Annotated in this window: 22 protein-coding genes; all 22 read right to left on the minus strand. The window is 58.9% G+C overall.

The annotated features are described in order from the left end of the window. Positions 1-28: 28 nt before the first annotated feature. On the minus strand, positions 29-5,629 hold the full coding sequence (locus tag AC0CW1_RS10505) for an IPT/TIG domain-containing protein (RefSeq protein WP_488183004.1): 5,601 nt from the start codon (positions 5,627-5,629) through the stop codon (positions 29-31). Between the two features lie 124 nt (positions 5,630-5,753). Continuing rightward, positions 5,754-6,530: a flagellar basal-body rod protein FlgG gene (gene flgG, locus AC0CW1_RS10510; protein ID WP_488183005.1), complete on the minus strand. Its 777-nt coding sequence runs from the start codon at positions 6,528-6,530 to the stop codon at positions 5,754-5,756. Between the two features lie 58 nt (positions 6,531-6,588). Next, positions 6,589-7,389, minus strand: coding sequence for a flagellar hook-basal body protein (locus tag AC0CW1_RS10515; protein ID WP_488183006.1), 801 nt, complete (start codon positions 7,387-7,389; stop codon positions 6,589-6,591). A gap of 254 nt (positions 7,390-7,643) precedes the next feature. Continuing rightward, entirely contained in the window at positions 7,644-8,531 is an 888-nt protein-coding gene (galU, locus tag AC0CW1_RS10520; protein ID WP_488183007.1) for a UTP--glucose-1-phosphate uridylyltransferase GalU, read from the minus strand. Positions 8,532-8,636: 105 nt separating this feature from the next. After that, on the minus strand, positions 8,637-9,665 hold the full coding sequence (gene mreB, locus AC0CW1_RS10525) for a rod shape-determining protein MreB (protein ID WP_488183008.1): 1,029 nt from the start codon (positions 9,663-9,665) through the stop codon (positions 8,637-8,639). Positions 9,666-9,769: 104 nt separating this feature from the next. After that, positions 9,770-10,021 (minus strand): sporulation transcriptional regulator SpoIIID, encoded by a 252-nt coding sequence (gene spoIIID / locus AC0CW1_RS10530; RefSeq protein WP_488183009.1) that lies wholly within the window; start codon positions 10,019-10,021, stop codon positions 9,770-9,772. 161 nt (positions 10,022-10,182) lie between these two features. Beyond that, entirely contained in the window at positions 10,183-11,118 is a 936-nt protein-coding gene (gene spoIID / locus AC0CW1_RS10535) for a stage II sporulation protein D (protein ID WP_488183010.1), read from the minus strand. Between the two features lie 187 nt (positions 11,119-11,305). After that, on the minus strand, positions 11,306-12,568 hold the full coding sequence (gene murA, locus AC0CW1_RS10540; protein ID WP_488183011.1) for a UDP-N-acetylglucosamine 1-carboxyvinyltransferase: 1,263 nt from the start codon (positions 12,566-12,568) through the stop codon (positions 11,306-11,308). Between the two features lie 231 nt (positions 12,569-12,799). Beyond that, entirely contained in the window at positions 12,800-13,843 is a 1,044-nt protein-coding gene (locus AC0CW1_RS10545; RefSeq protein WP_488183012.1) for a YwmB family TATA-box binding protein, read from the minus strand. 63 nt (positions 13,844-13,906) lie between these two features. Beyond that, positions 13,907-15,409: a B12-binding domain-containing radical SAM protein gene (locus tag AC0CW1_RS10550; protein WP_488183013.1), complete on the minus strand. Its 1,503-nt coding sequence runs from the start codon at positions 15,407-15,409 to the stop codon at positions 13,907-13,909. A 176-nt stretch (positions 15,410-15,585) separates the two neighbouring features. Continuing rightward, on the minus strand, positions 15,586-16,002 hold the full coding sequence (locus tag AC0CW1_RS10555; protein ID WP_488183014.1) for a F0F1 ATP synthase subunit epsilon: 417 nt from the start codon (positions 16,000-16,002) through the stop codon (positions 15,586-15,588). Positions 16,003-16,020: 18 nt separating this feature from the next. Next, entirely contained in the window at positions 16,021-17,436 is a 1,416-nt protein-coding gene (gene atpD, locus AC0CW1_RS10560) for a F0F1 ATP synthase subunit beta (RefSeq protein WP_488183015.1), read from the minus strand. 45 nt (positions 17,437-17,481) lie between these two features. Next, positions 17,482-18,351, minus strand: a complete 870-nt coding sequence (gene atpG, locus AC0CW1_RS10565) for an ATP synthase F1 subunit gamma (protein WP_488183016.1) — start codon at positions 18,349-18,351, stop codon at positions 17,482-17,484. A 51-nt stretch (positions 18,352-18,402) separates the two neighbouring features. After that, positions 18,403-19,911 carry a F0F1 ATP synthase subunit alpha gene (gene atpA, locus AC0CW1_RS10570; protein WP_488183017.1) on the minus strand — a complete coding sequence of 503 codons (1,509 nt, stop codon included), beginning with the start codon at positions 19,909-19,911 and terminating at the stop codon, positions 18,403-18,405. 40 nt (positions 19,912-19,951) lie between these two features. Next, complete coding sequence (atpH, locus tag AC0CW1_RS10575) at positions 19,952-20,512, minus strand: ATP synthase F1 subunit delta (protein ID WP_488183018.1); 561 nt, start codon at positions 20,510-20,512, stop codon at positions 19,952-19,954. Continuing rightward, positions 20,506-21,015 (minus strand): F0F1 ATP synthase subunit B, encoded by a 510-nt coding sequence (gene atpF / locus AC0CW1_RS10580; protein ID WP_488183019.1) that lies wholly within the window; start codon positions 21,013-21,015, stop codon positions 20,506-20,508. Before atpF ends, atpH begins: the two co-directional genes overlap by 7 nt. Positions 21,016-21,094: 79 nt before the next feature. Beyond that, complete coding sequence (gene atpE / locus AC0CW1_RS10585; RefSeq protein WP_012282004.1) at positions 21,095-21,331, minus strand: F0F1 ATP synthase subunit C; 237 nt, start codon at positions 21,329-21,331, stop codon at positions 21,095-21,097. A 73-nt stretch (positions 21,332-21,404) separates the two neighbouring features. Next, the gene (gene atpB, locus AC0CW1_RS10590) at positions 21,405-22,139 is read right to left on the minus strand and encodes a F0F1 ATP synthase subunit A (protein ID WP_488183020.1); all 735 of its coding nucleotides are present in this window, start codon (positions 22,137-22,139) and stop codon (positions 21,405-21,407) included. 21 nt (positions 22,140-22,160) lie between these two features. After that, positions 22,161-22,550: an ATP synthase subunit I gene (locus tag AC0CW1_RS10595; protein WP_488183021.1), complete on the minus strand. Its 390-nt coding sequence runs from the start codon at positions 22,548-22,550 to the stop codon at positions 22,161-22,163. Between the two features lie 48 nt (positions 22,551-22,598). Next, positions 22,599-22,859: an AtpZ/AtpI family protein gene (locus tag AC0CW1_RS10600; RefSeq protein WP_488183022.1), complete on the minus strand. Its 261-nt coding sequence runs from the start codon at positions 22,857-22,859 to the stop codon at positions 22,599-22,601. Positions 22,860-23,146: 287 nt separating this feature from the next. Next, positions 23,147-24,313, minus strand: a complete 1,167-nt coding sequence (gene wecB, locus AC0CW1_RS10605; RefSeq protein WP_488183023.1) for a non-hydrolyzing UDP-N-acetylglucosamine 2-epimerase — start codon at positions 24,311-24,313, stop codon at positions 23,147-23,149. A 5-nt stretch (positions 24,314-24,318) separates the two neighbouring features. Beyond that, positions 24,319-24,801 carry a hypothetical protein gene (locus AC0CW1_RS10610; RefSeq protein WP_488183024.1) on the minus strand — a complete coding sequence of 161 codons (483 nt, stop codon included), beginning with the start codon at positions 24,799-24,801 and terminating at the stop codon, positions 24,319-24,321. Positions 24,802-24,811 lie beyond the last annotated feature (10 nt).

The raw sequence follows: 24,811 nt of genomic DNA on the forward strand, positions 1-24,811 counted from the left end.
GCGCCTTGTTTGTTCTTTATCGCACCCGTTAATCGGCAAAGACGGCGTAATATCCAGCTCGGTTTACGGCAGCCGACAGCGCGACGGGATCGGCAAAGGCTTCTACGCGGATCCATGTGCGGCTCATTCCATCGTAGTAGTACAGGTTCGCTCTCTTGCCTGGCGGCGGCGTCTGGTAGTTCAGTGTCAATGTGAGCGCTTGTGTAAAGACGGCTGGCGCAAAGGCTTCTTTGTCTTTTTCATAGATCAGTTGGACTTCGAAGACTTTGGAGATGGGCCTGCGGAAGTGGTTGCTCAATAAGGCGCGTTCTGCCTGCTCGGCAGGGGCCGGCCCGACTTGGAGGGTACCTTGGCTATCGGTTAAGTTGCCGGCGTTGTAGCGGATGGCCAGGGGCGGTATCAGCACCTTCCACTCGCCGCTGTCGAGGAGCACTGGGTTGGCATACCCCTGTGCGTCGGGCGTAAAGGAGACGGCTTTTGTCTTGGCTGCCCCCATGGCGCCGGTCCGCAGGTCGTAGTATTTTTCAACCTTCTTGCGCAGGATTAGTTTGGCGCCTTGCGGCGTGGTGACGATCTCGCTATCCGGTTGCCCGAAACCGTCAAAGCCGCCTTCGTCGGTCGTGGTGGCGGACACCTCTTCCGAATAGGGTCCAACGCCGACCGAAGAGATGGCGCGCACGCGGAACCAGTACTTGGTTTCCGGGAGCAGCCCCTTCACGAGCGAGTACAGTTGATCGCCTTGCTTGTGATCGCTAGAGATATTTTCGTAGAGGCGGTAGTTCCCCCGCTCCCCTTCCGACACTTCCACTTCATAGGCCTTGGCCATGTTGACGGTCGGCCAGGAGACGCGGATGGTGTCTTTGCTGACGGCTTTGGCGATGATGACCGGCGCTTCTTCAGGAAGCCCCTCATCTTTATAGTAGGTGAATCCGTCCGTCAAGGTGTGGGAACTGCCGTCTGGGTTGGTGACGGTTACTTCAACAACGGCTTTGGTGTTGTCTCCCGAGATAGCCGGGCCTTGCGGCGTCTTGACACGAATAACGCTGTCTTCTGTGGAGAGGACCGTTGCTGCGGTCGAACCGAAGGTCACTTTTGCGCCAGTGACAAAGCCTCTCCCATTGATGACCACTTCGGTGCTGCCTGAGACAGGACCGGCATTCGGCTTGATTGATTCGATCAACGGCATCTTGGTGTAGGTGAACTTCTGGTAGAGATGCCCTTCCGAGCCGTCCGGATTGATGACGGTGATGTCCACCTTGCCCACATCATGGGGCGGGATCAGGATGGATAGCTCTTTCGGGGTGACGTTGGTGACTGTGGCTTCCACATTGCCAAAGAGTACCCGCGGCAACCCGCCTTCATCGGTAAATCCTTTTGAGTTGGCGTTAATCGCTGCAGTGATCACCGCCGGCAGGTTGCCGTCGGTGGGGGCGCGGTCGGGCGTGATGCTGACGAGATCCAGTCCGCCTTTTGGCTTGGTGTAGATAAAGGGATCTGTGGCGACGCCGCTCGTGCAGTCGAGGCGGTTGACGGCCATGACTTGAACAGGCAGTTCTTCCTTATCCCACCATTCCGGGTCGGTTGGCCATGGATAGGCAGGCAGGACAACCTCCCACTCCCATTCATCGGTAGCGTTTTCTCCCGGGGTGATGAGGCGCACCGGTTCATTGCTCAGATCCTTGGTCGGGTCAGCCGGGTAGTTGATCGCTGTGTTGGCATTGTTGGGCATGACCCGGATGCCGCCAAAGACGAAGTAGGGCCACTGCTCTTTCTTGTTCCAATCGATGAGCAGGTTCGTCATCTTGATGCGCACAGGCATGCCGCCGATGGCCGAACCGCTTGTCGGTTCAATTGAGTTGATGACCGGTCCCTGTTCATCATTGAACAGGCGGAATTTCCCGCTCCAGGTTGCCCGCTGCCCATCCGGGTTATAGATGTGAATGGGAATCCAGTGGTTCGGGTCATTCTCATTGTAATAGTTGAAGAGTTTACTCAACAGGGGAACTGTAACACGGTAGACACCGCGTCGGGTCGTTGCGTCGTACGTGACCACTTCAATCCCTGTCCCGCTGACCGCGTTGCCGCCGGCGTCTTCGCCGATGCGCGTCTTGGTCACGTCATGGGGGCCGGCTCCGGGAGTCCGGTTGCTTTCGCCGAAGCGGACGATGAAGCCTGTTCCGTCATACACGAGGTCCTTGGCGTCAATATAGATGACAGGGCGGGTTGGATCATCCACATCTGCACCGCACGGGGAAATGGAGGTGATGGCGGGGTTCGTCCCTGTGTAGATAAAGCCGTTTTTCAATGTGTCCGTGCCAAAGTCCCAGTTGGTGACGGTCACATCTTTGGCGCCGCTGCTGTTGACAGGGACGACGGCTTCAATGGTTTGATCATTCAGCTTTTTGACTGACGTGGCCGGGACGCCGCCGAAGGTCACTTGCGGCAAGACGGTGATTGTCGAGCCTGGAGACAGTGTTTTGGCGCCTTCGATGGTCTGGAAGGTGATCGGCGCAGCGGTGTTGTTGCGAATTGTGTCACGAAAATCGCTGCCTTTGATCACAACGGTGATGCCGCCCGTCGTAGTGCCATTGTTCGGGCTCACTGATGTAATCGACGGTGTGCTTCCCGGCGCGACATAGAGGTACCCATCCGCTTCGGTGAATCCGGAACCGCCATCGGGGTTGGAGACGACAACCCGTTTCCATCCCGCCGTATGGGCCGGCGTGCGCACATAGACGTTCTTGTAGGCGGCGCCGTTGCTGGGGTCGGGATCGTCGGAAGTCGGCAACACCTGAATCAGGGGCGCCTCTTTTCCACCGATGAAGATCTTGCCCCCATCGCGGTAATCGCTCACTTTGACGGTGATCTCCGTGCCGCCCGTCGTCGGTCCGTAACGGGGGGTGACGCTGTCGATCCGGGGGTAGCTGTCGACCATCTTATAGGTATAGGCGCTTTTCAGCAGTGCCGTCGCGCCGTCGGGGTTCATGACGCGGACATCGACGGTGCCCGGCTGTCCATTCGGTGACGGCGGGGCGAATACTTCAATGAGGTTGGCGGTCACCCGGTGCGCTTTCACTTCTTGCGATCCGAAATAGACGATCGTGTTATCGACTGTGTTCCCGTCGCTGCCAACGCGTCCATCGTTGCCGGTGCCCGGGATGAAACCGCTCCCTAAGATGACGACATAGGTCCCTCCGGTGACGCTGCCGACAGCAGGTTGGAGCGAGTCTGCTTTGGGGGTGCTCGATGTGTTTTTGTACTGGAAGCCCATGTAGGGCGGGGAAGCACTGGCGTCCCATATGTTCATGACACGGATAGGGATGGGGATGCCGATGTTGGTGTTATCGTCGAGAAAGGGGTAAATCTCTTTGACAGGCGGAACAATGACATGCAGTTCTTTGTCGCTGACTCGTGTGACCTTCCCCGGTCCGGATACAGGGGTATTGGCAAAATAGACGACGGCGTCCTCGTCAAAATCGTTGCCGGTGATGATCACTTCAATGTTGCCGCCTCTGGGTGATTTCGATGGAACGACGGAATCGATCTGGGGGGAGCGTTGGGGATCGCGGATGAAGAATCCGTCTTTGTAGGTGTAGCTCTCGCCATCCGGGTTGGTGATCGTGATAAAGCCATCTTCTGTCGGGGTCAGCGTTCCCATCGGAAGGCTGTCAGGCAGACGGAAAAATAGTTCTGTCGAGGAGTTCCACTGGATGCTGTAGACGTTGTCCACAACGGTATCGGGGACAGCGTAGTTGTTGACGCCGGCCTTATCGTTGATCAGGATATGGAGCCCTTTCATGAAGTCTTGACCGTAGAGTCGTACGATGTTGCCGCCTTTTGTCCCAACTTTTGACGGTTCCGGCTTGGTGATTTTCGGAAGGCTCAGGTAGGTGAATTGGACATTCGTTTCTGTTGTCTCACCGCCATCGGGGTTAAGCACCTTGATTCGATAGGTTCCAGGCTCCGACCATGTGGGAAAGGTGACCTCCAATGTCTGAGGGTTGATATACTTTACGCTGTTTGCCGGCAATGCCCGATCACCGACAAAAACCTGAGGCGGCGCTCCGTTCGCATTGCTGTAAAACTCGGTTCCCTTTATGTAGGTTTTATAGGGACTGTCCCGCTTCGTCTTGGCTGTCGTAGCTGGGGGGTCTGTGCTGTTCGGATCGGTGACAAAACCGAGAAGGGTAGGCTGGCTCTGGTACGGCAGATAGGTGAAGGATTTATATGTACTGGTGCCATATCGAGTGATCACTTTTATTTCCCATGACCCCACCGGACCAGGGGGGACTTTGACCTTCAGCTTGCCGTTGCCATCAATTGTGACGTCGTCGGAACTGTTTGATGTGCTCGAAGGCCCAAAGCGAACTTGCGGGTAGCTGGGCAAGTCTGGGACGTTGCGCGTGGAGCCGTCGAATTTGTCTTGGTCAAATTTCTGTCCGTCATCGTAGATGGTGATTTCCTTGACATTCCCATTACTATCTTTGCCGTCCATAAAGGCTTGCCGGTCAGTGCCTTCGATCCGTAGGCGGTACGGATTCTTAACCAGCCAAAAGGCTTGTTGCTCGACCGTGAGGAATCCATCTGTATTGCGCAGGCCAACGGACACAGGCGTAAATCCGTCTTGGCCGACCAGATTCAAGCCGGTGAGGCGAACCTGAATCGATTGCGGAGAATTGGTCGTATCTGCGCTTTCAATAGGGTACTTGATTCCATTGATGTAAGCTTCCATGTTCTGTGTCCCGCTCGACGTCTTGAAGTTGAGGCCGCTAATCTTGATGAGGTAGCCTTTTTGCCCCTTCTGGTCATACAAGTCATCCGGATCGGCTGAACCCCACTGTTTCTGCGGTGCTGAACCATCTGTTGGCGCATAGGGAAAAAGGTTCTCTACAGAGTGGATGGTTGGCAGATTGGGCGTCCCGCCCGGCCAAAAGTTAAAGGGGCCAAATACTTTCTGGTAGGACCGGTTGATTTCCACTGCATCCGTTTGGCCCGTCAGTTCGGCGCTTCCCTTGCTGATCTTATTTTCTTCACGTAGGTAGGCATTGAAGGTGCCAAAGGTCGTGGTAACCGGTGATTCAAATTTGATCTTCGTATTATCGACCACTGTCGCATTCTTTGGCGGCGAGTCTCCGGCGTTGATGATATATGTTGTTCCTGCATCACTTTTGAAGTTGTTCCCCACAATCTCTCGCTGGCCGGGGTTGCTGACATCGATGTTATAGGAGCCAATCAGGTTTGTGATGCTAAACGGCGGATCCATATCGATCGCATTCTTCACCGTCACGAAGTCTGTTGTGCCTTTGCTGACCGTCAAGTCGTATTTCTGTCCCGAGAGTAATCCGGTTGGCAGATCTAAGGTGACTGTGCTGCTCGCACTGGTGATCTTGGGGAATGTAAACTGTCCGCCACCAATGTCGATGGTGGCGCCTTCCAAGGACTGATTCGTTCGGATGATCAATTGCCGGGTCAATCCGTCGCCGTAGCTATAGTCGATGCTTTGTATCGCGAAAGAGGCTGCCTCTGCTTTTTGCAGCCATTGTCCGGGCACGCTGAATAGTTGTATGAAAAACAGGAAGATCGTCAATAGTGAAGCGATTCGCTTTTGTTGTGTTCTTAACGCGCTCAACCCTGCTTCCCCCTTTATAGCCAAACTATAGCCAAACACCCTCTAGGTGATATCTAGAGGGTGTCTGGCTGTAATTCCGTTGCAAAACCGGTGTGGGGATCAAATGTGTTTGTCCTTATCGAAGTTATCGCTTCAGATTATTCGCCTGCCCCAACATCTCATCGGCCGTCTGAATCGCCTTGGTGTTCACCTCATAGGCCCGCTGGGCCGTGATCATGGCGACCATCTCATCGACGACCTGCACGTTCGACGATTCCAGGTAGCGCTGGGCGATGGTCCCCCGCCCGTCGACGCCGGCGTCGCCGCCGACAGCCTCACCGGAGGCATCCGACTGGGTGAGCAGGTTACGCCCCTCCCGCTTCAGGCCTGCCGGGTTGGGGAAGGTGTACAGTTGGATCCGCTGGCCTGTGTCGACCCGCTCGCCATTGATGTCCCGATAGGAAATCATCCCCTCAGCGTTGACGTCAAAGTCCGTGGCGCCTTCCGGCAGGGGATCGATCTCGTCCAGGCGGAGGCCGTCGGCGTTGACCAGATAACCTTCGCTGTCGATTTTGAAGCTGCCGTCACGGGTATAGTAGGGGACGGCGTCGTTGTTCGGGTTGGTCAGGCGGAAGTAGCCCTCGCCCGCGATGGCCATATCGTAAGGGTTGTCCGTCTGCAAGAGGTTGCCGACTGTCATGATGGACGTGATGGAACTGGGCCGGACGCCAGAGCCGACTTGGATCCCTGTGGGAACCTGGGCGGTGGCGGTGCGAATCGTGCTGTACAGCAGGTCCTGAAACTCAGCCCGGTTCTTTTTGTATCCATAGGTGTTGACGTTGGCCATGTTGTTGGCGATGGTGTCCATATTCAGTTGTTGGGCGATCATGCCCGTCGCTGCCGAGTATAGGCCGCGCATCATGGCGGTTCACCTCTTCTTGCTATCCTTCATACGGTGCTGTTCGTTGTCCGTGCTGCGGTTACACTCTCCCCAGTTCTCCGCAAGCTTTTTCCAAGGTTCCATCCTGTCCTTGAATCGCTTTCTGGTTGGCCTCATAGGCCCGGGAGGCGCTGATCATCTGCACCATTTCTTGAACCACGTTCACATTCGCCAGTTCCACTGCACCTGATTGGATCCGGTACTCCCCTTGCGCAAGGTCTCGCACCCCGCCACCGGCGCCCTCTTCGTTCAGGCGATAGAGGCTGTCCCCCATCTTGATGACCGGCGGTTCCTGGTCTGCCGTCTCGTTGTAGCCGACGATGCGCAGTTGGGCCACTTCCATGTCACCGCTGAAGAGGCGTCCGTCGCTATCCACTCGGATAGCGCCACCGCCAGGGATGACGATATCTCCGCCTTGTCCTTGCACGGCAAACCCTTCTGCCGTGACCAGCGTGCCGTCAGGCCGCAAGGTGAACTGGCCGTTGCGGGTGTAGCGCTCCCCTTCGGGCGTGTTGACGACGAAAAAGCCCTGGCCCATGATGGCCAGATCGGTCGGGTTCTGGGTTACCCGCACGCCGGCGTTCGTGTGATCGGTCCAGATGGTATCGATGACCGCACCGGTGCCCACCCTGCCGATGACTGGATTTTTTTCTCCCTGTCCCGGTTCGGCAGGGCTGAAATCGTGCATGCGGCGGATGAGCATCTCGGGAAAGGCCCGCAAGACAGCGCGGTCTTTTTTGAAGGACACCGTATTGACGTTGGACAGGTTGTTCGCTGTCACATCTTGGTTTGTCTGTTGCACCAGCATTCCGGAGGCTGCTGTGTAGAGGCCACGAATCATGGGGACTTTCACCTCGCGATTGTGTAATGTATATGAATATCGGGACGAAAACAAAGGTCATCCCTTTCTTTATCGAACCCAGGGACTCACAACTTTAGCGCCTTTTTTCTGTTATTGGGAAAGCCGGATCACAACGCCTCTGGTAGCAAAAAGCTGCGTTCCCGGAACCAATAAGCAATATGCTAAGCACCAAAATAACAACGTTCCTGGCATCAGAAAGCGACGATCCTGTCAGCAGAAAACGCCGGGGGTTGCTATCCCCGGCGCTGCAAGACTTCCTGCAGATAGGCGGTGAACTCCTCCGAAAGGTCGTCCCGCCGCAAGGCGTAATCGACGGTCGCCTTTAAGTAGCCGATCCGGTCGCCCACGTCATAGCGGGTTCCTTCAAAGACATAGGCGTAGAGCCCTTTGCCGCATTCGGCGTGGAGGGCGTGCAGGGCGTCGGTCAACTGGATCTCTCCGCCCTTGCCTGGCGCCTGGTTTTCCAGGATGGAGAAGACTTCCGGTTCGATCACATACCGTCCCATGACGGCCAGGTCAGAAGGCGCCTTCTCCGGTTCCGGCTTTTCCACGATGGCGTTCAGTTTCCATAGGTTCATGCCCGACTCAGCGGCAAGGGAAACGATGCCGTAACGGCGACTGTGCTCCCGGGGGATGGGCTGCACGCCCACAACGGTGCCCCGAACCTGGTGATAGGCCTCGATCAGTTGCCCGATGCAAGGCTGATTGGCATGGATCACGTCATCGCCCAAGAGGACGGCAAAAGGCTCATTGCCGATGAAGGAACGGGCGCAGTAGATGGCATGGCCGAGCCCGAGCGGTTCCTTCTGGCGGACATAGTGGATGTCGGCCAGGCTGCCGATCTGTCTCACCGTGTCAAGCAGTTCCCATTTTTCCCGCTCTTCCAAAAAGACTTCCAGTTCCACCGAGCGGTCGAAATGGTCTTCGATGGCCCGTTTGTTCCGGCCGGTGACGATCAGGATATCCTCAATGCCGGCGGCGATGGCTTCTTCGATGATGAACTGGATCGTCGGCTTGTCGATGATGGGCAGCATCTCTTTCGGTTGGGCTTTCGTGGCCGGCAGGAAGCGCGTCCCCAAGCCGGCGGCAGGGATGATCGCTTTGCGAACCTTCTTGTGCACGTCGTCGTTCCCACTTTCCTGCGATAATGAAAGGAGGTTTATCGAGGGGCGCAAAGGCTCTAGCTACAGGACCTTTGCCCTCAGTATGTGTCGGTTTTTTCCCCTTTACATCACTTTCTTAGACAGGAGCGTATTTTTTTGCAGGTAATTGAGCATCCCCAGGGCCAGTCCTGTCCCCAGGGCGACACAGGAGATGGCCTCTTCCGCCACATGGACGGGGAGCTTCGTCTCTTTGGCGATCAGCGTATCGAGGCCGCTGAGCAGCGAGCCGCCGCCGGTCATGACGATGCCTTTGTTCATGATATCGGCGGCCAATTCGGGCGGCGTCCGCTCCAGCACTTCCTTGACGCCGCTGACGACGGCTTCGATGTTTTCCTGCATGGCCCGGAAGGTCTCCATGGCCGAGACGCGGATCGTCTTCGGCAACCCGGTGACCAGGTCGCGGCCGCGGATCTCGGCGAACTCCTCCCCTTTGCGCCCCGTCGGGTAGGCGGTGCCGATGCGGATCTTCAACTCCTCCGCCGTCCGCTCGCCGATCATGAGGGAGTGTTCTTTGCGGATGTAGCGGACGATGGACTCGTCGAACTTGTCGCCGCCGACGCGGAGCGACTTGGAACAGACGATGCCGCCGAGGGAGAGGACGGCGATGTCTGTCGTGCCGCCGCCGATGTCGACGACCATGGAGCCGGAAGCCTCGGAGATCTCCAGTCCGGCCCCGAGGGCGGCCGCCAAGGGTTCTTCGATGAGATAGGCCTGCCGCGCGCCAGCTTGGAGCGCCGCCTGGCGCACCGCCCGTTCTTCCACGCCGGTGACGCCGGAGGGGATGCAGACCATGACCCGCGGTTTGAAGAAGAAGGACTTGCCGCAGGCTTTGGTGATGAAGTAGCGGAGCATCCGTTCCGTCACGTCATAGTCGGCGATGACACCGTCGCGCAAGGGCCGGATCGCCACGATATTGCCCGGCGTCCGTCCGAGCATGCGCCGCGCCTCTTCGCCGACGGCGATGATCGAGCCGGTGTCCTTGTTGATCGCGACGACAGAGGGCTCCATCAAGACGATGCCTTTGCCTTTAACAAAAACCAGCACGCTGGCTGTTCCCAGATCAATTCCGATATCGACGTTTAAACCTAACAATGCCCTGTCCTCCTAGCCTGCTTTTCCTGATTCGATACTATGTCAAATACAGTATACCCTGTCGAATCCATGCAGCCAAGGGGAAAGGGCACGAAATTTGTGTACTACAGCGCTTCCTGGTATTTACGCCGGGTCGCCTCACCGCCGCGGATATGGCGTTCCGACTTGTTGTGGTCCAGGATGTTTTTCACCTCTTCGGCCAATTCGGCATTGACTGAGGGAAGGCGCTCGGTCACGTCTTTGTGGATGGTGCTCTTGCTGACACCAAAAACGGTGGCCGTTTGTCGCACTGTGGCGGACGTATCCAAGATGTACTGGGATACCTCCATCACTCTTTTGCGGATATACTCCTGCATGCCCGGCCCTCCCTCTCCCGAAAAGTCAGTAGATTATATGAAGGAGGGCAAAAAAAAGAACGACCAGGCTCTGCCAGTCATTCAAGTGCTCACTTTATTGTAACATTGAGTTTTCCTTTGTATCGCATCTTAATAAAGCCTCTCCGGCCTGTATGGCGCTGTTAATACAGCTTCTCCAGCTTGGCCCCGGGATAGTAATGGCTGAGGATCCCCTCATAACCGTCACCTTTTTCCGCCATGGCGACAGCGCCAGCCTGGCAAAGTCCGACGGCATGTCCGTGGCCCCGCGTCTCAACGCGCAGGCCGCTGCCGTCCCAGTTCAGGCGCAGGTCTGTCGAAGCCAGGCCCAGGGCGCTGCGAAAACGGGTCCCCTCGATCTCTTCACCGGCCACGCGGACTCGTTTCACCCGCCCTGTTTCGGTCTTGTCGACGACCTCGACCGCGTTGCGGCGCTGTTTGGCGCCCATCGTGGCCAACGTCGTTCCCAACCGGGCGTCCAGTTCCCCCAGTGTAAACCGCGCTTCCCGGAGGTCAGGCTTTTCCGGGCAGGAGACACTCTGCAGGTAGGGGATCTCCCGGCCCCAGACGGCGGCGGCTGACTCGGTCCTCCCTCCACAGGAGGCGTGATAGGTGGCGTCGATCACCTTGTTCCCGTAGAGGAGCATCTGCCCGCGCGTCGCCTCGACGGCGCTCAGCAATCGCTCTGTAAAGCGCGGCGTCTGGAGCGCCCCCCAGCGCTGCACCCGTTCCTCCGGCGACAGCCAGACCTGGCAGTGCACGGTGGCGCAGAGCGTCTCGCCCCGTTCGACGCGCAGCCAGGCGAAGCTCCGAGCGGCGACGGCCATGGCCTTCAAGGCCTCCGGTGGATCTTGGGGCATCATCTCCCCAGCTAACACGCCGACCAGGTATTCCTCCATGGGCATACGGAGCAATTGCTCCTGCTCTGTCCGCACCGTCACTTCCGGCCCGGCAGCCGGCGAAAGGCGCAAGCGCAGGTAAGGGCCATAGACGGACAGCCAGGGGATCGCCAGGACGATCAGCAGAGCGACCGTCAAGGTCATGGCCGACCAAAACTTCCACCGCCACCGTCTCGTCACCGGAGCCTCCCCCTTCGTCACCGCTTTTGCGCATCTATGTATATGCGCGGCGAGGGGGAAACATGATGGCCGATACGCTGAATAGCTTGTCGATGGTGGTCCTGCGGCTAATGAAACTGCCGCTGATGAAACGTTGCTGATTTAACAGCTGATGGGACCGCTCTTTTAACCGCTGCGGCAACCGCTTCTAGCCGTCGGCGTAAGCGCGCTCGATGTGGGCGCCCACCTGACGCAGTTTACCGACGATATCGTCATAGCCGCGATCGATGTGGTGGACACAGCCGATCTCCGTCTTGTCGTCGGCGGCTAAAGCCGCCACGATCAGCGCCGCGCCAGCCCGCAGGTCTGTCGCTTTGACAGGCGCGCCGTAGAGCTTGGGGATGCCCTGGACGACTGCCGTCCGGCTTTCCACCTTGATCTGGGCGCCCATCCGCTTCAACTCATCGACGTGCATGAAGCGGTTCTCAAAGACCGTTTCCGTCACCACGCCGGTGCCTGCGGAGACGGTCAGCAGGGCCATCATCTGGGCCTGCATGTCTGTCGGGAAACCGGGATAGGGCAAGGTCTTGATGTCGACGGCGCGCAAGGGCTGATCGATAGTGACGCGCAGGCTCGTCTCCATCTCCTGGATGGTGGCGCCCATCTCCTTCAGTTTGGCGATGACTGGTTTGACATGATCGATGATGATATTGTCCACCGTCAGGTCGCCGCCGGTGGCGGCGGCTGCCACCATGTAGGAACCGGCTTCGATCCGGTCGGGGATCGGCGTGTAGGCGCCGCCTTGCAGCCGCTCGACGCCTTCGATCTTGATGACCGGCGTGCCGGCGCCCTTGATCCGCGCCCCCATCCGGTTCAGGTAGTTGGCCAGGTCGACGATCTCCGGCTCCTCGGCGGCGTTTTCGATCACTGTCTGCCCCTTGGCAAGGGATGCGGCCATCATCAGGTTCTCTGTGGCGCCGACAGAGGGGAAGTCGAGGTAGATCTGGGCGCCTTGCAACTGGCGGCAGTGGGCCTCCACATGGCCGTGATCGAGGCGAACCTTGGCGCCCATGGCCTCCAGGCCTTTCAGGTGCAGGTTGATCGGCCGGGAGCCGATGGCGCAGCCGCCCGGCAGCGAGATGACGGCCCGGCCGAGCCGCGCCAACAGGGGCCCCAGCACAAGGAAGGAGGCCCGCATCATGCGCACGAACTCATAAGGCGCCTCTTCACCGGAAAGGGAACCGGTGCGGACGATGATGTTCCCCTTTTGCCGGGCGACCTCGCAGCCCATGTGCTGTAGCAAGGCGCAGGTGGTGTCCACATCGGCCAACTGGGGAACATCGGCGATGGTCGATTCGCCCTCTGCCAGGAGTGACGCAATCAGGATCGGCAGCACCGCATTCTTGGCGTTGCTGACTCGGATATGTCCAATCAGGGGATTGCCCCCGCGCACAACGATTTTTGTGTCCATCAATTCCGTCTGCCGTTTTCACCGTTCTCCGGGAACCGGCCGCCCCCCTTTTTTTGGGTATTCCGCAAAGCGCTGGGTATGTAGGAAGTCCAAAGCCATTTAACAACCCAGTTTAGTTTCGACAGGTCACAACGCTTTCCTGCCTAAAATACTATCTCCGGAACCTTTTTCGCATAATCAGCCATCTCCTGGATGGGTCAGCTGGAGAAACGTCGGTACAGGCCATCGCCCCTACATCTCCTGGAGCAGAATCGGGTACCCGAAGGCAAAATGGGTGTTCTGGTCGACGCCGTAGTAGCGGGCCATCGCCTGGAGGTTCAGCTGTTCGTTGCCCATGGGGATCCCTCCCGGCAACGCGGGGCAGTAGGCGCTGACGATAAGGGCGTCTTTCGTGGAAACGCGCAACGTCTGCGCCTGCAGGCGCTCCAGACAGTGGCGGATCGCCTGTTCCTGTTCTTCCGGCGCTAATAAACCGGGCCGCGTCCCTTGCACGGTGAAGCTGAATTCGCAATGCTGCTGCCCGTCGGCCAGAGCGTACAACCGCGTCAGGCGGTCACTCTCTTTCAACAACGGCAGGGACGAGCGGAGAATGGCGGTCAGATGCGCCCGCTCCGCCTCGATCTGCAGCATCAGGTCCAGGCGGCCGCCTTTTCCGTCCTCGCCGCGCAGAAGCCCAAATAGCCGTTGCCCATCGCTGCGGATGACGGCTTTTTCGGCGGCCTCCTGGCCGGTGATCTCTCGAAAATGCTTTTGCAACAGCGTCTCGGCAGTGGACTGTCGCTCCCTCTCCGCCACGTCCTTCGTGACGGAAGGATCGATGGGCATGGAAAGGGTGATGGCGGCCTCTTGGGGGGAAATCCCCGACGCCTCCATCGCGGAGGCCAGGTTTTCGATGACCGCCCAGTCGACCGGCTTGCCCGCCGATTCACCGACCGCTTGTTCGGCGCCGCCGGCCCTGTCCCCTGTTCGCTCTGCTGCGCCTTTTTCGTCAGAGGACGTCTCCGGACCGAGTCCGCGGCGCAACGCCGGCGTCTCGGACGGTTCTGGGAAGCCCTTTTTGTCAAGCCTGTCCGTAAAAGGCGGCACCAGGGTTGTCCACATCTCCATCAGGGATGGCGTGTACGTCTGTACATAGCTTGTGACCGTCGCTTCGAAGGCAGGCATCTGCTGGATCACCCACTGGGCACCTTCGCCGCCGTTGCGAAAGAGCAGGAAAAAGCTGAGGAGCAGGAACAGGCCAACTTGGATGAACAGCGAAAAAAAGAACTTGAGCACAAAAAACACCCTCAAAGGCAATGGTCTGTTTCCAGTCTTGCCCAAGAGGGTGACCGTTAAACTTCAGGTCAGACCGAGCTTTAAACGGAGCTTGCGGGTGGCCCGCCGCATCAGGTTCCAGCCGTTCGCGGTGGTCCGCAGGGGGTTCATCATCTCCGGTTTTTGACGGAAGAAGTTCGCCTCGAAGAGGGGAAGGAGCAGGGACGCCCAGCCAAACTGAGTCAGGTGGATCATGTTTTTCCAGTAGGCCCGTTCCCGGTCCTCTTTCGATCCGGTGTGGGTCCACCAACTGAAGGAATGATACATCTCTTCGATGGGGCGCGACTGCTGCTGCTTCAGCTCTTCCCAAGTCAGCAGGCCTTTGTCGACAGCCAGCTTCTCGATATCGGTGCCCGGCAGGAAGCTGAGGCCGTGCAGGTTCAAGGTGAAGGGCTTGTGCAGCTTCATGCAGAGGTGGTAGGTCTTCTCCAGGTCTTCCACCGTCTCGAAGGGGCTGTCCAGGATCAGGTCATAGATGACCTCGGGCACCTTGGCTTCGGCCAGGATGCGGCTCATCTCGATCAACTCTTCGTCTGTCTCGGGGCGGAAGTAGATCTCCTTGCGGATGCGCGGCGATCCATGCTGGATGCCGACGACGACCTGATGCAAACCGGCGTCGACAAGCATGGCCATCGTCTCCGGCTTGATCTTGTGCGGGTGGCCCCAGATGTTGAAGGGCAGGCCGATCTCTTTTTTGTAGCGGCTGACAAACTCGCGGACCCAGGCTTCGTCATCGGCGAAGATCTCATCCCAGAACCAGACCATGCGCATATTCTTGACGAGATCCTGCGCCCAGCGCAGCTCCGATAAGGTGCTGTCGACAGAACGCAGGCGCACAAAAGGGCCTTTGCCTTTGTAGATCCGTTTCAGGTTTAGGCTGCTGCAGTAGGAGCAGACATAGGGACAGCCGCGGGAGGCGCTCATCTCATAGGAGACGCTGGCCACCTGGGGATCGCAGCAGGCGATCTTGCCGTCGCTGATGTGGTACTTGTCGCCGCCGCCCATGTCGGGGAAGGGCAACTCGTCCAACTGCGCCCGCAGGTGGTTGAGGGGGTTGTGGACCACCTCGTCGCCACGCCGGTAAGTGAGGTTGGGCGCCTGGGTGATGTCTTTCTTGCCGGAAAGCGCTTCAACGAGATCGATGACCGCTTCGTCGCATTCGCCGCGCATGACATAGTCGCAGTGTTCCAGGGCCTCCTCGGGAAACATGGTGGGGTAGACGCCGCCCCAGACGAGGGTCGTCGATGGGAAGGCCGCTTTGATGCGGCGCGACATCTCATGGGCGGCCGAGAGGTAGAAGGTGGACATGACGCTGAGACCGATCATGCGGGGGTTCAGTTCCATCAGCTTGTCAATGAGCAGCCGGTACTCCTCCTCGGAGGGGCTGCGCGCGTTCAAGCTGTTAAAGTCTTTGAAGAAGAGCAGGCTGACAGGGTAGCCCTTCGCCTTTAAAACCGACGACAGGGCGCGCACCCCCAGCGCCTTGGAGTTGTAGAGACCGATGAGCACAATGGGAAAGTCTTTCATCCATACAACCTCGTGCGAACGTATTTGCCATCTTTCCAAAATGCCCGGAAAAACATCCTTTATGCATTCCAAGCTTTTGCAGGAAGTCACCGCGCACTTTTCAATTTCCCAAAAAAAGAAAAGGGCGCCTCCCCTCATTATACATAAGGGGACGGCGCCGACACAATCCGCATCGATTATTCTTTTTTTGCGGCTTCCAGGCGCAGGAGCGCCCGCTTGAGGGCCATCTCGGCCCGCATCAGGTCCACATCGGCGTTGCCGCCTTGGGCTTTTTCGATCCGCTCTTGCGCCCGCCGGCGGGCGGCTTCGGCCCGGGAGAGGTCGATCTCCACAAGCTGTTCCGCCGCGTTCGCCAGGACGGTCACTTTATTATCGGCCACTTCCAGGAAACCGCCGGTGAGGGTCAGTTTCCGGGTTTGGCTCCCTTTGGTGTACTCCAGCAAGCCAATGGTCAAAGCGGTCAGCATGGGAGCGTGGTCGGCCAGGATACCGAGGCTGCCCTCGATACCGGGAGCGGAGGTGAACTCCACTTCCTCATTGACGACCACCCGCTCGGGAGTAACCACCTCGAGTAGGTAGGTCTTTTCGGCCATGACAGGTCACTCCCCTCTTTACGCCATATCTTTGGCTTTGGCCACCGCTTCTTCGATGGTGCCGACCATGTAGAAGGCGTTTTCGGGAAGGTCGTCGTGTTTGCCTTCGAGGATCTCTTTGAAGCCCCGGATGGACTCCTTGAGGGGGACGAACTTGCCGGGGGTGCCGGTGAAGGCTTCGGCCACGTGGAAAGGCTGCGAGAGGAATCGCTGGATCTTCCGCGCCCGGGCGACGACGATCTTGTCGTCTTCCGAGAGCTCGTCCATGCCGAGGATGGCGATGATGTCCTGCAGTTCTTTGTAGCGCTGCAGGATCTTCTGCACACCCCGGGCGACGCTGTAGTGCTCGTCGCCGACGACGTGGGGGTCCAGGATCCGGGAGGTGGAGTCGAGGGGGTCGACGGCGGGGTAGATCCCCAGTTCGGAGATGGCCCGCGACAGAACGGTGGTGGCGTCCAGGTGGGCGAAGGCTGTCGCCGGCGCCGGGTCCGTCAAGTCGTCAGCAGGGACGTAAATCGCCTGGACGGAGGTGATGGAACCGTTCTTCGTCGAGGTGATCCGCTCCTGGAGCTGGCCCATTTCGGTGGACAGCGTGGGCTGGTAACCGACGGCAGAGGGCATCCGGCCGAGGAGAGCCGACACTTCCGAACCGGCCTGGGTGAAGCGGAAGATGTTGTCGATGAAGAGCAGCACGTCCTGGTTCTGGACGTCGCGGAAGTACTCGGCCATGACGAGGCCCGAGAGGGCCACGCGCATCCGGGCCCCGGGGGGCTCGTTCATCTGGCCGAAGACCATGGCGACGTTCTTCAGGATGCCCGAATCTTTGAATTCGTGGTACAGGTCGTTGCCCTCACGGGTCCGCTCGCCGACGCCGGCGAAGACGGAGTAACCGGAGTATTCCATGGCGATGTTGTTGATCAGTTCCTGGATCAGAACGGTCTTGCCGACGCCGGCGCCGCCGAAGAGACCGACCTTGCCGCCCTTGGCGTAAGGAGCCAGCAGGTCGATGACCTTGATGCCTGTTTCGAGAACCTCCGTGGAGGGCTCCAGGTTTTCAAAGGTCGGCGCGTTGCGGTGGATCGGCCAGGCTTCCTTGGCGACGACTTCGCCAGCCTCGTCGATGGGGTCGCCGAGGACGTTGAACATGCGGCCCAGGATCTCGGCGCCGACAGGCACCGAGATGGGAGCGCCCGTGTCTTGGGCTTTCATGCCACGCATCAAACCGTCCGTGGAGGACATGGCGACGCAGCGGACAGCGTTATTGCCCAGGTGCTGAGCGGCTTCCAGGGTGATGTCGATCTCGAAGCTGCCCTGGTAGTTCTCTTGGTCGGCAGAACGGATCTTGATGGCGTTATAAATCTCAGGCAGTTGGCCGGGCGGGAACTGGATGTCCACAACCGGCCCGATGACCTGGATTACATTTCCAAAGTTCATCGAATGCGTAAACCTCCTCCGGTCGGAGTGACTGCCTGCCTTCGATTAGCCGAGAGCTGCCGCGCCGCCGACCACCTCGGAGATCTCCTTGGTGATGGCCGCCTGGCGGGCCCGGTTGAAGGACAGGGTAAGCTTGTTGATCATTTCCTTGGCGTTGTCCGTCGCCGATCCCATGGCTGTCATGCGGGCGCCCTGTTCGGAGGCTTTCGACTCCAAGAGAGCCCGGTAGATCTGGTTCTCCACGTACCTGGGAAGCAGCTCGTCCAAGACGGCCTCAGGGCTCGGTTCGAACTCATAGAGCGGCTGGGGATCCTTGCTGTCGTCAGCGCCTGCGCCTTCGCCAGACTGGGCCGGGACGGGCAGCAGTTGCATCTGCACAGGCTTTTGGGTCAAGGCGGAGTAGAACTCGGTGAAGACGAGTTGCACCTGGTCGACGGTCCCCTGTTCGTAGAGTTCCATGACCTTGGCGGCGATCTCCTTGGCCATGCCGAAGGAGATGTCCTCGCCCAGACCGACGTACTCCGCTTCGATCCTGTTCCCCATCCGTTTGAAGAAATCGCGGCTTTTGCGGCCGACGCAGACCAGGGAGACATCGTCGCGTCCCTTGATCTCGTTGTTCACCTTACGGATGATGTTGGCGTTGTACCCGCCGCAGAGGCCACGGTCCGCCGTGACGACCACGTAAGCGACCCTTTTGACCTCCCGCGTTTCCAGGAGGGGATGGTTCACGTCGGTGGCGGCAGCCACCAAGCGCGAGAGAACCCCCTGGATGCGCTTGGCGTAAGGGCGGGCCTGAATGACCCTCTCTTGGGCCTTGCGCAGCTTCGCCGCCGCTACCATCTTCATCGCCTTGGTGATCTGCTGGGTGCTTTTGATGGAACGGATGCGGCGTTTGATATCGCGCATTCCGGGCATTCTATTTTCACCTCGCTATTGCCGAGAGTCTAGTCCGGCAGACTCCCAGTCTTAGGCCACGAAGCCCTTCTTGAAAGCTCCGATGGCCTCTTTGAGCCGCGCGGTGAGATCGTCGCTGAGGGCTTTCTTTTCCCGGATATCGGTGAGGATATCGGCCTTTTCCGTACGCAGGTACTTGAGGAAGCCTTCCTCAAACTTGAGCACGTCAGCCACCGGGATGTCATCGAGATAGCCGTTGACGGCGGCGAAGATGACGGCCACCTGCTCTTCGACGACCATCGGCTTGTACTGGTCTTGCTTGAGGATTTCCACGAGGCGCTGACCGCGGTTCAGTCGGGCCTGGGTGGCCTTGTCCAGGTCGGAGCCGAACTGGGCGAAGGCGGCCAGTTCCCGGTACTGGGCCAGTTCCAAGCGGAGGCGGCCGGCGACCTGTTTCATCGCCTTGATCTGAGCGGCGCCGCCGACGCGGGAAACAGAGATGCCGGCGTTGATGGCCGGGCGGATGCCGGAGAAGAACAGGTCCGACTCCAGGAAGATCTGGCCGTCGGTGATGGAGATGACGTTTGTCGGGATGTAGGCCGACACGTCGCCAGCCTGGGTTTCGATGATCGGCAGGGCCGTCAGCGAGCCGGCGCCATGCTCGTCCGAGAGTTTGGCGGCCCGTTCCAGCAGACGGGAGTGGAGATAGAAGACGTCGCCAGGGTAGGCTTCGCGGCCCGGCGGGCGGCGGAGCAACAGGGAGAGCTCCCGGTAGGCGACGGCCTGTTTGGACAGGTCGTCATAGATGCAGAGAGCGTGCTGGCCGTTGTAGAGGAAGTACTCGCCCATGGCGCAGCCGGCGTAGGGGGCGATGTAGAGTAGCGGCGCCGGCTCAGAGGCGGTCGCTGAGACGACGATGGTGTAATCCATGGCGCCGTGCTCTTCCAGCGTCTTGACGACGCCGGCGACGGTGGAAGCCTTCTGGCCGATGGCCACGTAGATACAGATGACGTTCTGGCCTTTTTGGTTGATGATCGTGTCGACGGCGACAGCCGTTTTACCGGTCTGACGGTCGCCGATGATCAGTTCCCGCTGGCCGCGGCCGATGGGCACCATGGCGTCGATGGCCTTGAGACCCGTTTGCAGGGGCTCGTGAACCGATTTCCGCTTGATGACGCCAGGAGCAGCCGACTCGATGGGACGGAACTGCTTGGCGTTGATGGGACCCTTGCCGTCCAGGGGCTGGCCGAGGGGGTTGACGACGCGGCCGATCAGTTCGGGACCGACGGGAACTTCCACGATGCGGCCCGTCCGCTTGACTGTGTCGCCTTCTTTGATCCCCGTGTAGGGGCCGAGAATAACGCAACCGATATTGTCTTCTTCGAGGTTGAGCACCATGCCATAGACCTGACCGGGGAACTCCAACAGTTCGCCGGCCATGGCTTTTTCCAAGCCGTAGATGCGGGCGATGCCGTCGCCGACCTGGATGACGGTGCCGGAATCGGCAGCCTCCAGGGGCTTTTCATACCGCTCGATCTGTTGCTTGATGATGGCGCTAATCTCTTCAGGACGTAAACTCATGGACGGTTCTTCACCCCTATTCTCTTGTGAGCGTGTCGAGTTACGAGAGGGACGGCAGGGGAGCCCGCAGGAGGCTCTCTCTCAGGTCCCGGATCTTTCCGGCTACTGAACCGTCGATGATCCGGTCGCCGAAGGCGACGACCAGACCGCCGATCAAGCTGGGATCGACCTGCATGCGCAGGACGATCTCTTTGCCGGTGGTGGCGGCCAGTTGTGACCGCAGGCGTTCCACCTGCTCCGGCGCCAGCTCGACAGCGCTCGTCACCCGTGCTTCCTCAATGTTGCGCACCTTGTTGGCCAGGCGGACAAACTCCCGGAAAATGTCGGCGAAGTAGTTCTCCCGCCGGCGATCGATGACAAGGAGGATGAAGGCCCGCGCCGTTTCAGAGAAAGCGCCCGTGGCCAGCAGTTTGCCCACCAGGTCTTTTTTCTCGGCGACAACGACGGAAGGATGAAAGAGGACTTGCTGCAGTTCCGGATGATGGTCGACCATTTCAACGAAGCGGCCCAATTCCGCTTCCAGCGCATCCAGGGTCTTGGCTTGGGTTCCGATCTCCAGGAGAGCCTGCGCGTACCGGCGAGCGACTGCGCCTGTTAGCATGGCAGTTTCCCCACTTCGTCAATGACCTCGTTCACCAGTTGGCGCTGGGTCGCGTCATCGAGGTTTTTGCGGATCACCTTTTCCGCGGCCAGAATGGACAGGCTGACGACATGGCTGCGCAGTTCTTCCAGGGCTTTTTCTTTTTCCCGGGTGATGTCGGCGACAGCCTTTTCTTTGAGGCGGTTGGCCTCTGCCTGAGCGGCGGCGACGATTTCCTGCGCTTTTTCTTCGCTGACCTTGGTGGCGCGTGCGATCAGGTCATGGGCTTCCTGGCGGGCCTTGGCCAGTTCGGCGGCATTCTCGGCCCGCATCCGGTTGGCTTCTTCCAGGTCGTTTTCGGCGCGGTTGATCGATTCTTCGACTTTTTGACGCCGTTCGTCGAGGGCCTTCAAGATGGGCTTGAAAGCCACTTGCTGGAGGATGAAGACAAGGATCAGGAAGCTGATCAGCATGGCCAGAAAGGTCTCGTTCAGATTGAGCGCGTGAAGGACCGATTCTAGCACCGCTTAACCTCCTTAAACGGAGCAAACGCTACGCTGTATTTCTTTTTGGTGGAACCGATTCGCGAAGGCGAGGCAAGTCTTACTTGCTGCCGACGCCGTAGAGCAGGAAGGCGATAACGACGGTGATGATGGGGAGAGCTTCGATCAGACCGACGGAGATGAACATGGTCGTTTGCAGGGCGCCGCGGGCTTGGGGCTGGCGGGCGATGCCTTCCACCGTTTTGGAGGTGACCATACCGTTACCGATGGAGGCGCCGAAAGCGGCGAGACCGACGGCGAGACCGGCACCTAAGAGAGCAAAAGCTTTGACATCCACAAGAGATCGCTCCTTTCAAATGTTCAGCCGTTGTGGCTGGGCGGGACTCTTGGTCCCTTGATTTTTTTGTTTTTTAATGGCTATCGGCAGCGCCGATGGCTTGCGAGATGTACACGATCGTCAAGACCGTGAAGACGAAAGACTGGATGGCGCCGACAAAGACGGAGAAAGCCAGCCAGATCACGTGGGGTATGAACCCGCCCAAGACATAGACCAGTCCGAAGGGGATAAACGTGAGGAGCACCTTGATCAGCACTTCACCGGCGAAGATGTTCCCGTAAAGACGGAAGGCCAAGGTGACGGGCTTGGTCAGCAGTTCGATGGCGTGGATCGGGAAGAAGAGCCAGTGCGGTGCGAAAAAGTGCCCGAAATAGTGGGTGCCGTTGTACTTGATCCCGTAGTACTGGGCCAGGATGATGGTCATCGTGGCCAGCGCCAGCGTCAGGTTCAAGTCAGCCGTCGGCGACATCAGGTTGCCGGCGGTGTGCAGGTGACCGAGGCCGAAGGTGAAGTTCGGGAACAGGCCGATCATGTTGGAGACGAAGATGAACATGATGAGCGTCACCAGGTAGGCCAACAGCCCGGCCATTTTCTTGTAATCGGTGTTGTCGGCGACAATCTTGGCGACAAAGTCGATGACGTACTCCCAAACGGCGACGATCCGGTCAGGGATGCCGCTGGTCGCCCGTCTGCCCGCTATGTAGCCAAAAATGATAAGAATGACCATGACCAGCCAGGTGAAAAGCAGTGTGTCGGCCCAAAAGGTCATTCCCATGAAGTGCCACTCCGGACGCACGTGTTCTTCCATGTGTTTTCTGATTCACCCCTTTCACTTCGTGTTTTCCCAGTAGTAGGGTTTCCGGCTCTCCAGCCAGCCGAACGCCGTCGAGGTGACAGGCGTCATCAGCAGGCCGAGACCGGTCGAGAGGAGATCAAAGGCCCCGGGGGTTTTGAACGCGAGCAGCAAAGCCAGCAGTCCCAGGCTGAATCGCGCCAGTGCGCTGATTTGGATGCTGCGGGCAGCCTTCTCGGGGGATTGATTCTCCAGGCGGCGAAGCCGCATCGAAAGTAGCCAGGAAGCGAGGATCCCGGAAAACCAGCCGAGGGCGAACCCGGCAGGAACCTCCGGTCTATCAACAAAGGGTATGAACGACAGGCTGATTCCCACCCCTAGGAGGCCTGCCCGCCATACCTTGGACAAAAGGCGCTGCAATTCCATCGAGCTTGTCCTCTCTCGTTACCACCTTGCCGGGCGTATCGCGGAGTGTCAGGGGGCTGGCTTTTTTTCTGGTTTGTCTTTCTCTTCCTTGAAAAAGGTAGTTACCAGGTAATAGACACCGAAAAACCCGCCGGCGACGCCCAGCAATACACCAGCGAGCATCAACCACGGGTCCGTCCCCCAAGCCTTATCCGCGTAGCGGCCTGCCGTAAACCCGATGAAAACCGAGGCCGCGAACTCGGCGCCGATGGTAGAAGCCAACGCAAACGCTTTCAGAACCCGACGAGAAGGCAGATTCAGATCGGCCAATCCTCTCCCTCCTGCTGCATACAGGCAAAACTAGGATGCCCTGGATGGTTCGACCTCATTCCCTACTTCCCTCTGTCGCTTCTTCAACAGTGTTTCAGCAAAGCTCATACACATTTTAGCCGACATTTAGTATTCGCGACGACAGGCCAAAATCCTCTCATGTGCCAAAAAGAACAGCATTAACGCAAAAGAATACAATATTCGCTATACCATCCGTATTCCTGACCCGATATTTCCTGATCCGATACTCCTGATTCAATATCTTTAATTCAATTGATATCCTTGCTTCAATCCATTTGCGGCGAAAAAGGTTCCGGCCGCTCCGGTGACCGTTGGAAGTGATGCAAGATGGCCTGGACCGTTCGCTGCGACGCTTTGCCGTCCCCGTAAGGGTTGACGGCGTTGGCCATGGCCTCGTAGGACTGCCGGTCGCCGAGCAGGGTGAGGGCCTCTTTCGTGATGGCGGCTGGGTCGGTCCCTACCAGTTTGACCGTGCCGGCTGTGACCGCCTCTGGCCGTTCCGTCGTGTCGCGCAGCACCAGGACGGGCTTGCCCAGTGAGGGCGCCTCTTCCTGCATGCCGCCCGAGTCGGTGAGCACGAGCGTCGAACGGGCCATCAGGTTGACGAAGGGCTCATAGTCCATCGGCTCGACCAGATGCACTCGGCGATGATCGCCGAGCACCTCGGCGACGACCCGCCGGACAGCCGGGTTTTTGTGGACCGGGAAGACGACCGCCGCCTGGGGGCGGGCCTCCAGCACCTCGAAAAGCGCCCGGTAGACCTGGCGCATCGGCTCGCCCAGGTTCTCCCGGCGGTGTGTCGTCACCAGCAGGATCTCGCGGCCTGCGAAGTCGATCCCTTCGAGGGCGGGATCGTGGAACCGGTAATCGGGCTTTACCGTCGCCAGCAGGGCGTCGATGACGGTGTTGCCCGTCACATAGATGGTCTCTTCCTTGATGCCTTCCTGCAGTAGGTTCTGCCGAGAGGTGGCTGTCGGGGAGAAGTGCAGGTCGGCGATGGCGCCGGTCAGTCGACGGTTGAGTTCCTCCGGAAAAGGCGAGTATTTGTTGTGGGTCCGCAAACCCGCCTCCACATGACCCACCGGGATCTGCTGATAAAAAGCGGCCAGGGAGGCCACGAAGGTGGTCGTCGTATCACCGTGGACGAGGACCAGATCGGGCTTCTCCTGCTCCAGTACCGGCTTGAGGCCGAGCAGCGCCCGGGAGGTCACGTCATAGAGGGTCTGTTCGGGCGCCATGATGTTCAGGTCATGGTCGGGCGTGATCTGAAAGAGTTCCAGCACCTGATCGAGCATCTCCCGGTGCTGGGCCGTCACGGCCACTTTGGAGACGATCTGATCCGGTTGCTTTTCCAGCGCTTTGACGACCGGGGCCATTTTGATCGCTTCCGGACGGGTTCCAAAGATGGACAAAACCTTGATCGGTGCAGGCAACGGCTTCACTGCCTTTCGAGATTTTTACTTTCGCCGCTTATGTATCCCCGTTGGATCAATTTTTCTTGGTGTTCGGCGATGAGGCTGTCGAGATCGACCTCAAGCTGGTACATGAAGGTGGCGCAGGTTTGCATCACATCGAGCAATTCCCGGGCGATCAACTTGTCGATCTCCTTCGGGGCCAGTTGCGCCTCGACGCCTTCCGTCCGGAAGGAGGCAAGCAGCGCCGCCACTTCCTTCGCCGCCGGACCTTCACCGTCGAATCCCTGTCCCCGTTGCAGCAAGCCCTCCACTTGGCGGGCCACTTCCCGGGCGCGCAGCTTATTCATCACCTTCTGCTGCTCCTCGCCGTTCAGGCGACGTACCTTCCCGCAGATCTCGGCCAATTCCCCGGCTTCTTCCACCAGCTTGATCATGGTGCTCTCAATGGTCGGCGAGAGCTCCAGCCGGGGAAAAACCTTCTCCAACTCTTTGACCAGATCGGTCATGGCGCCTCCC

Source organism: Heliomicrobium sulfidophilum, from assembly GCF_057715735.1.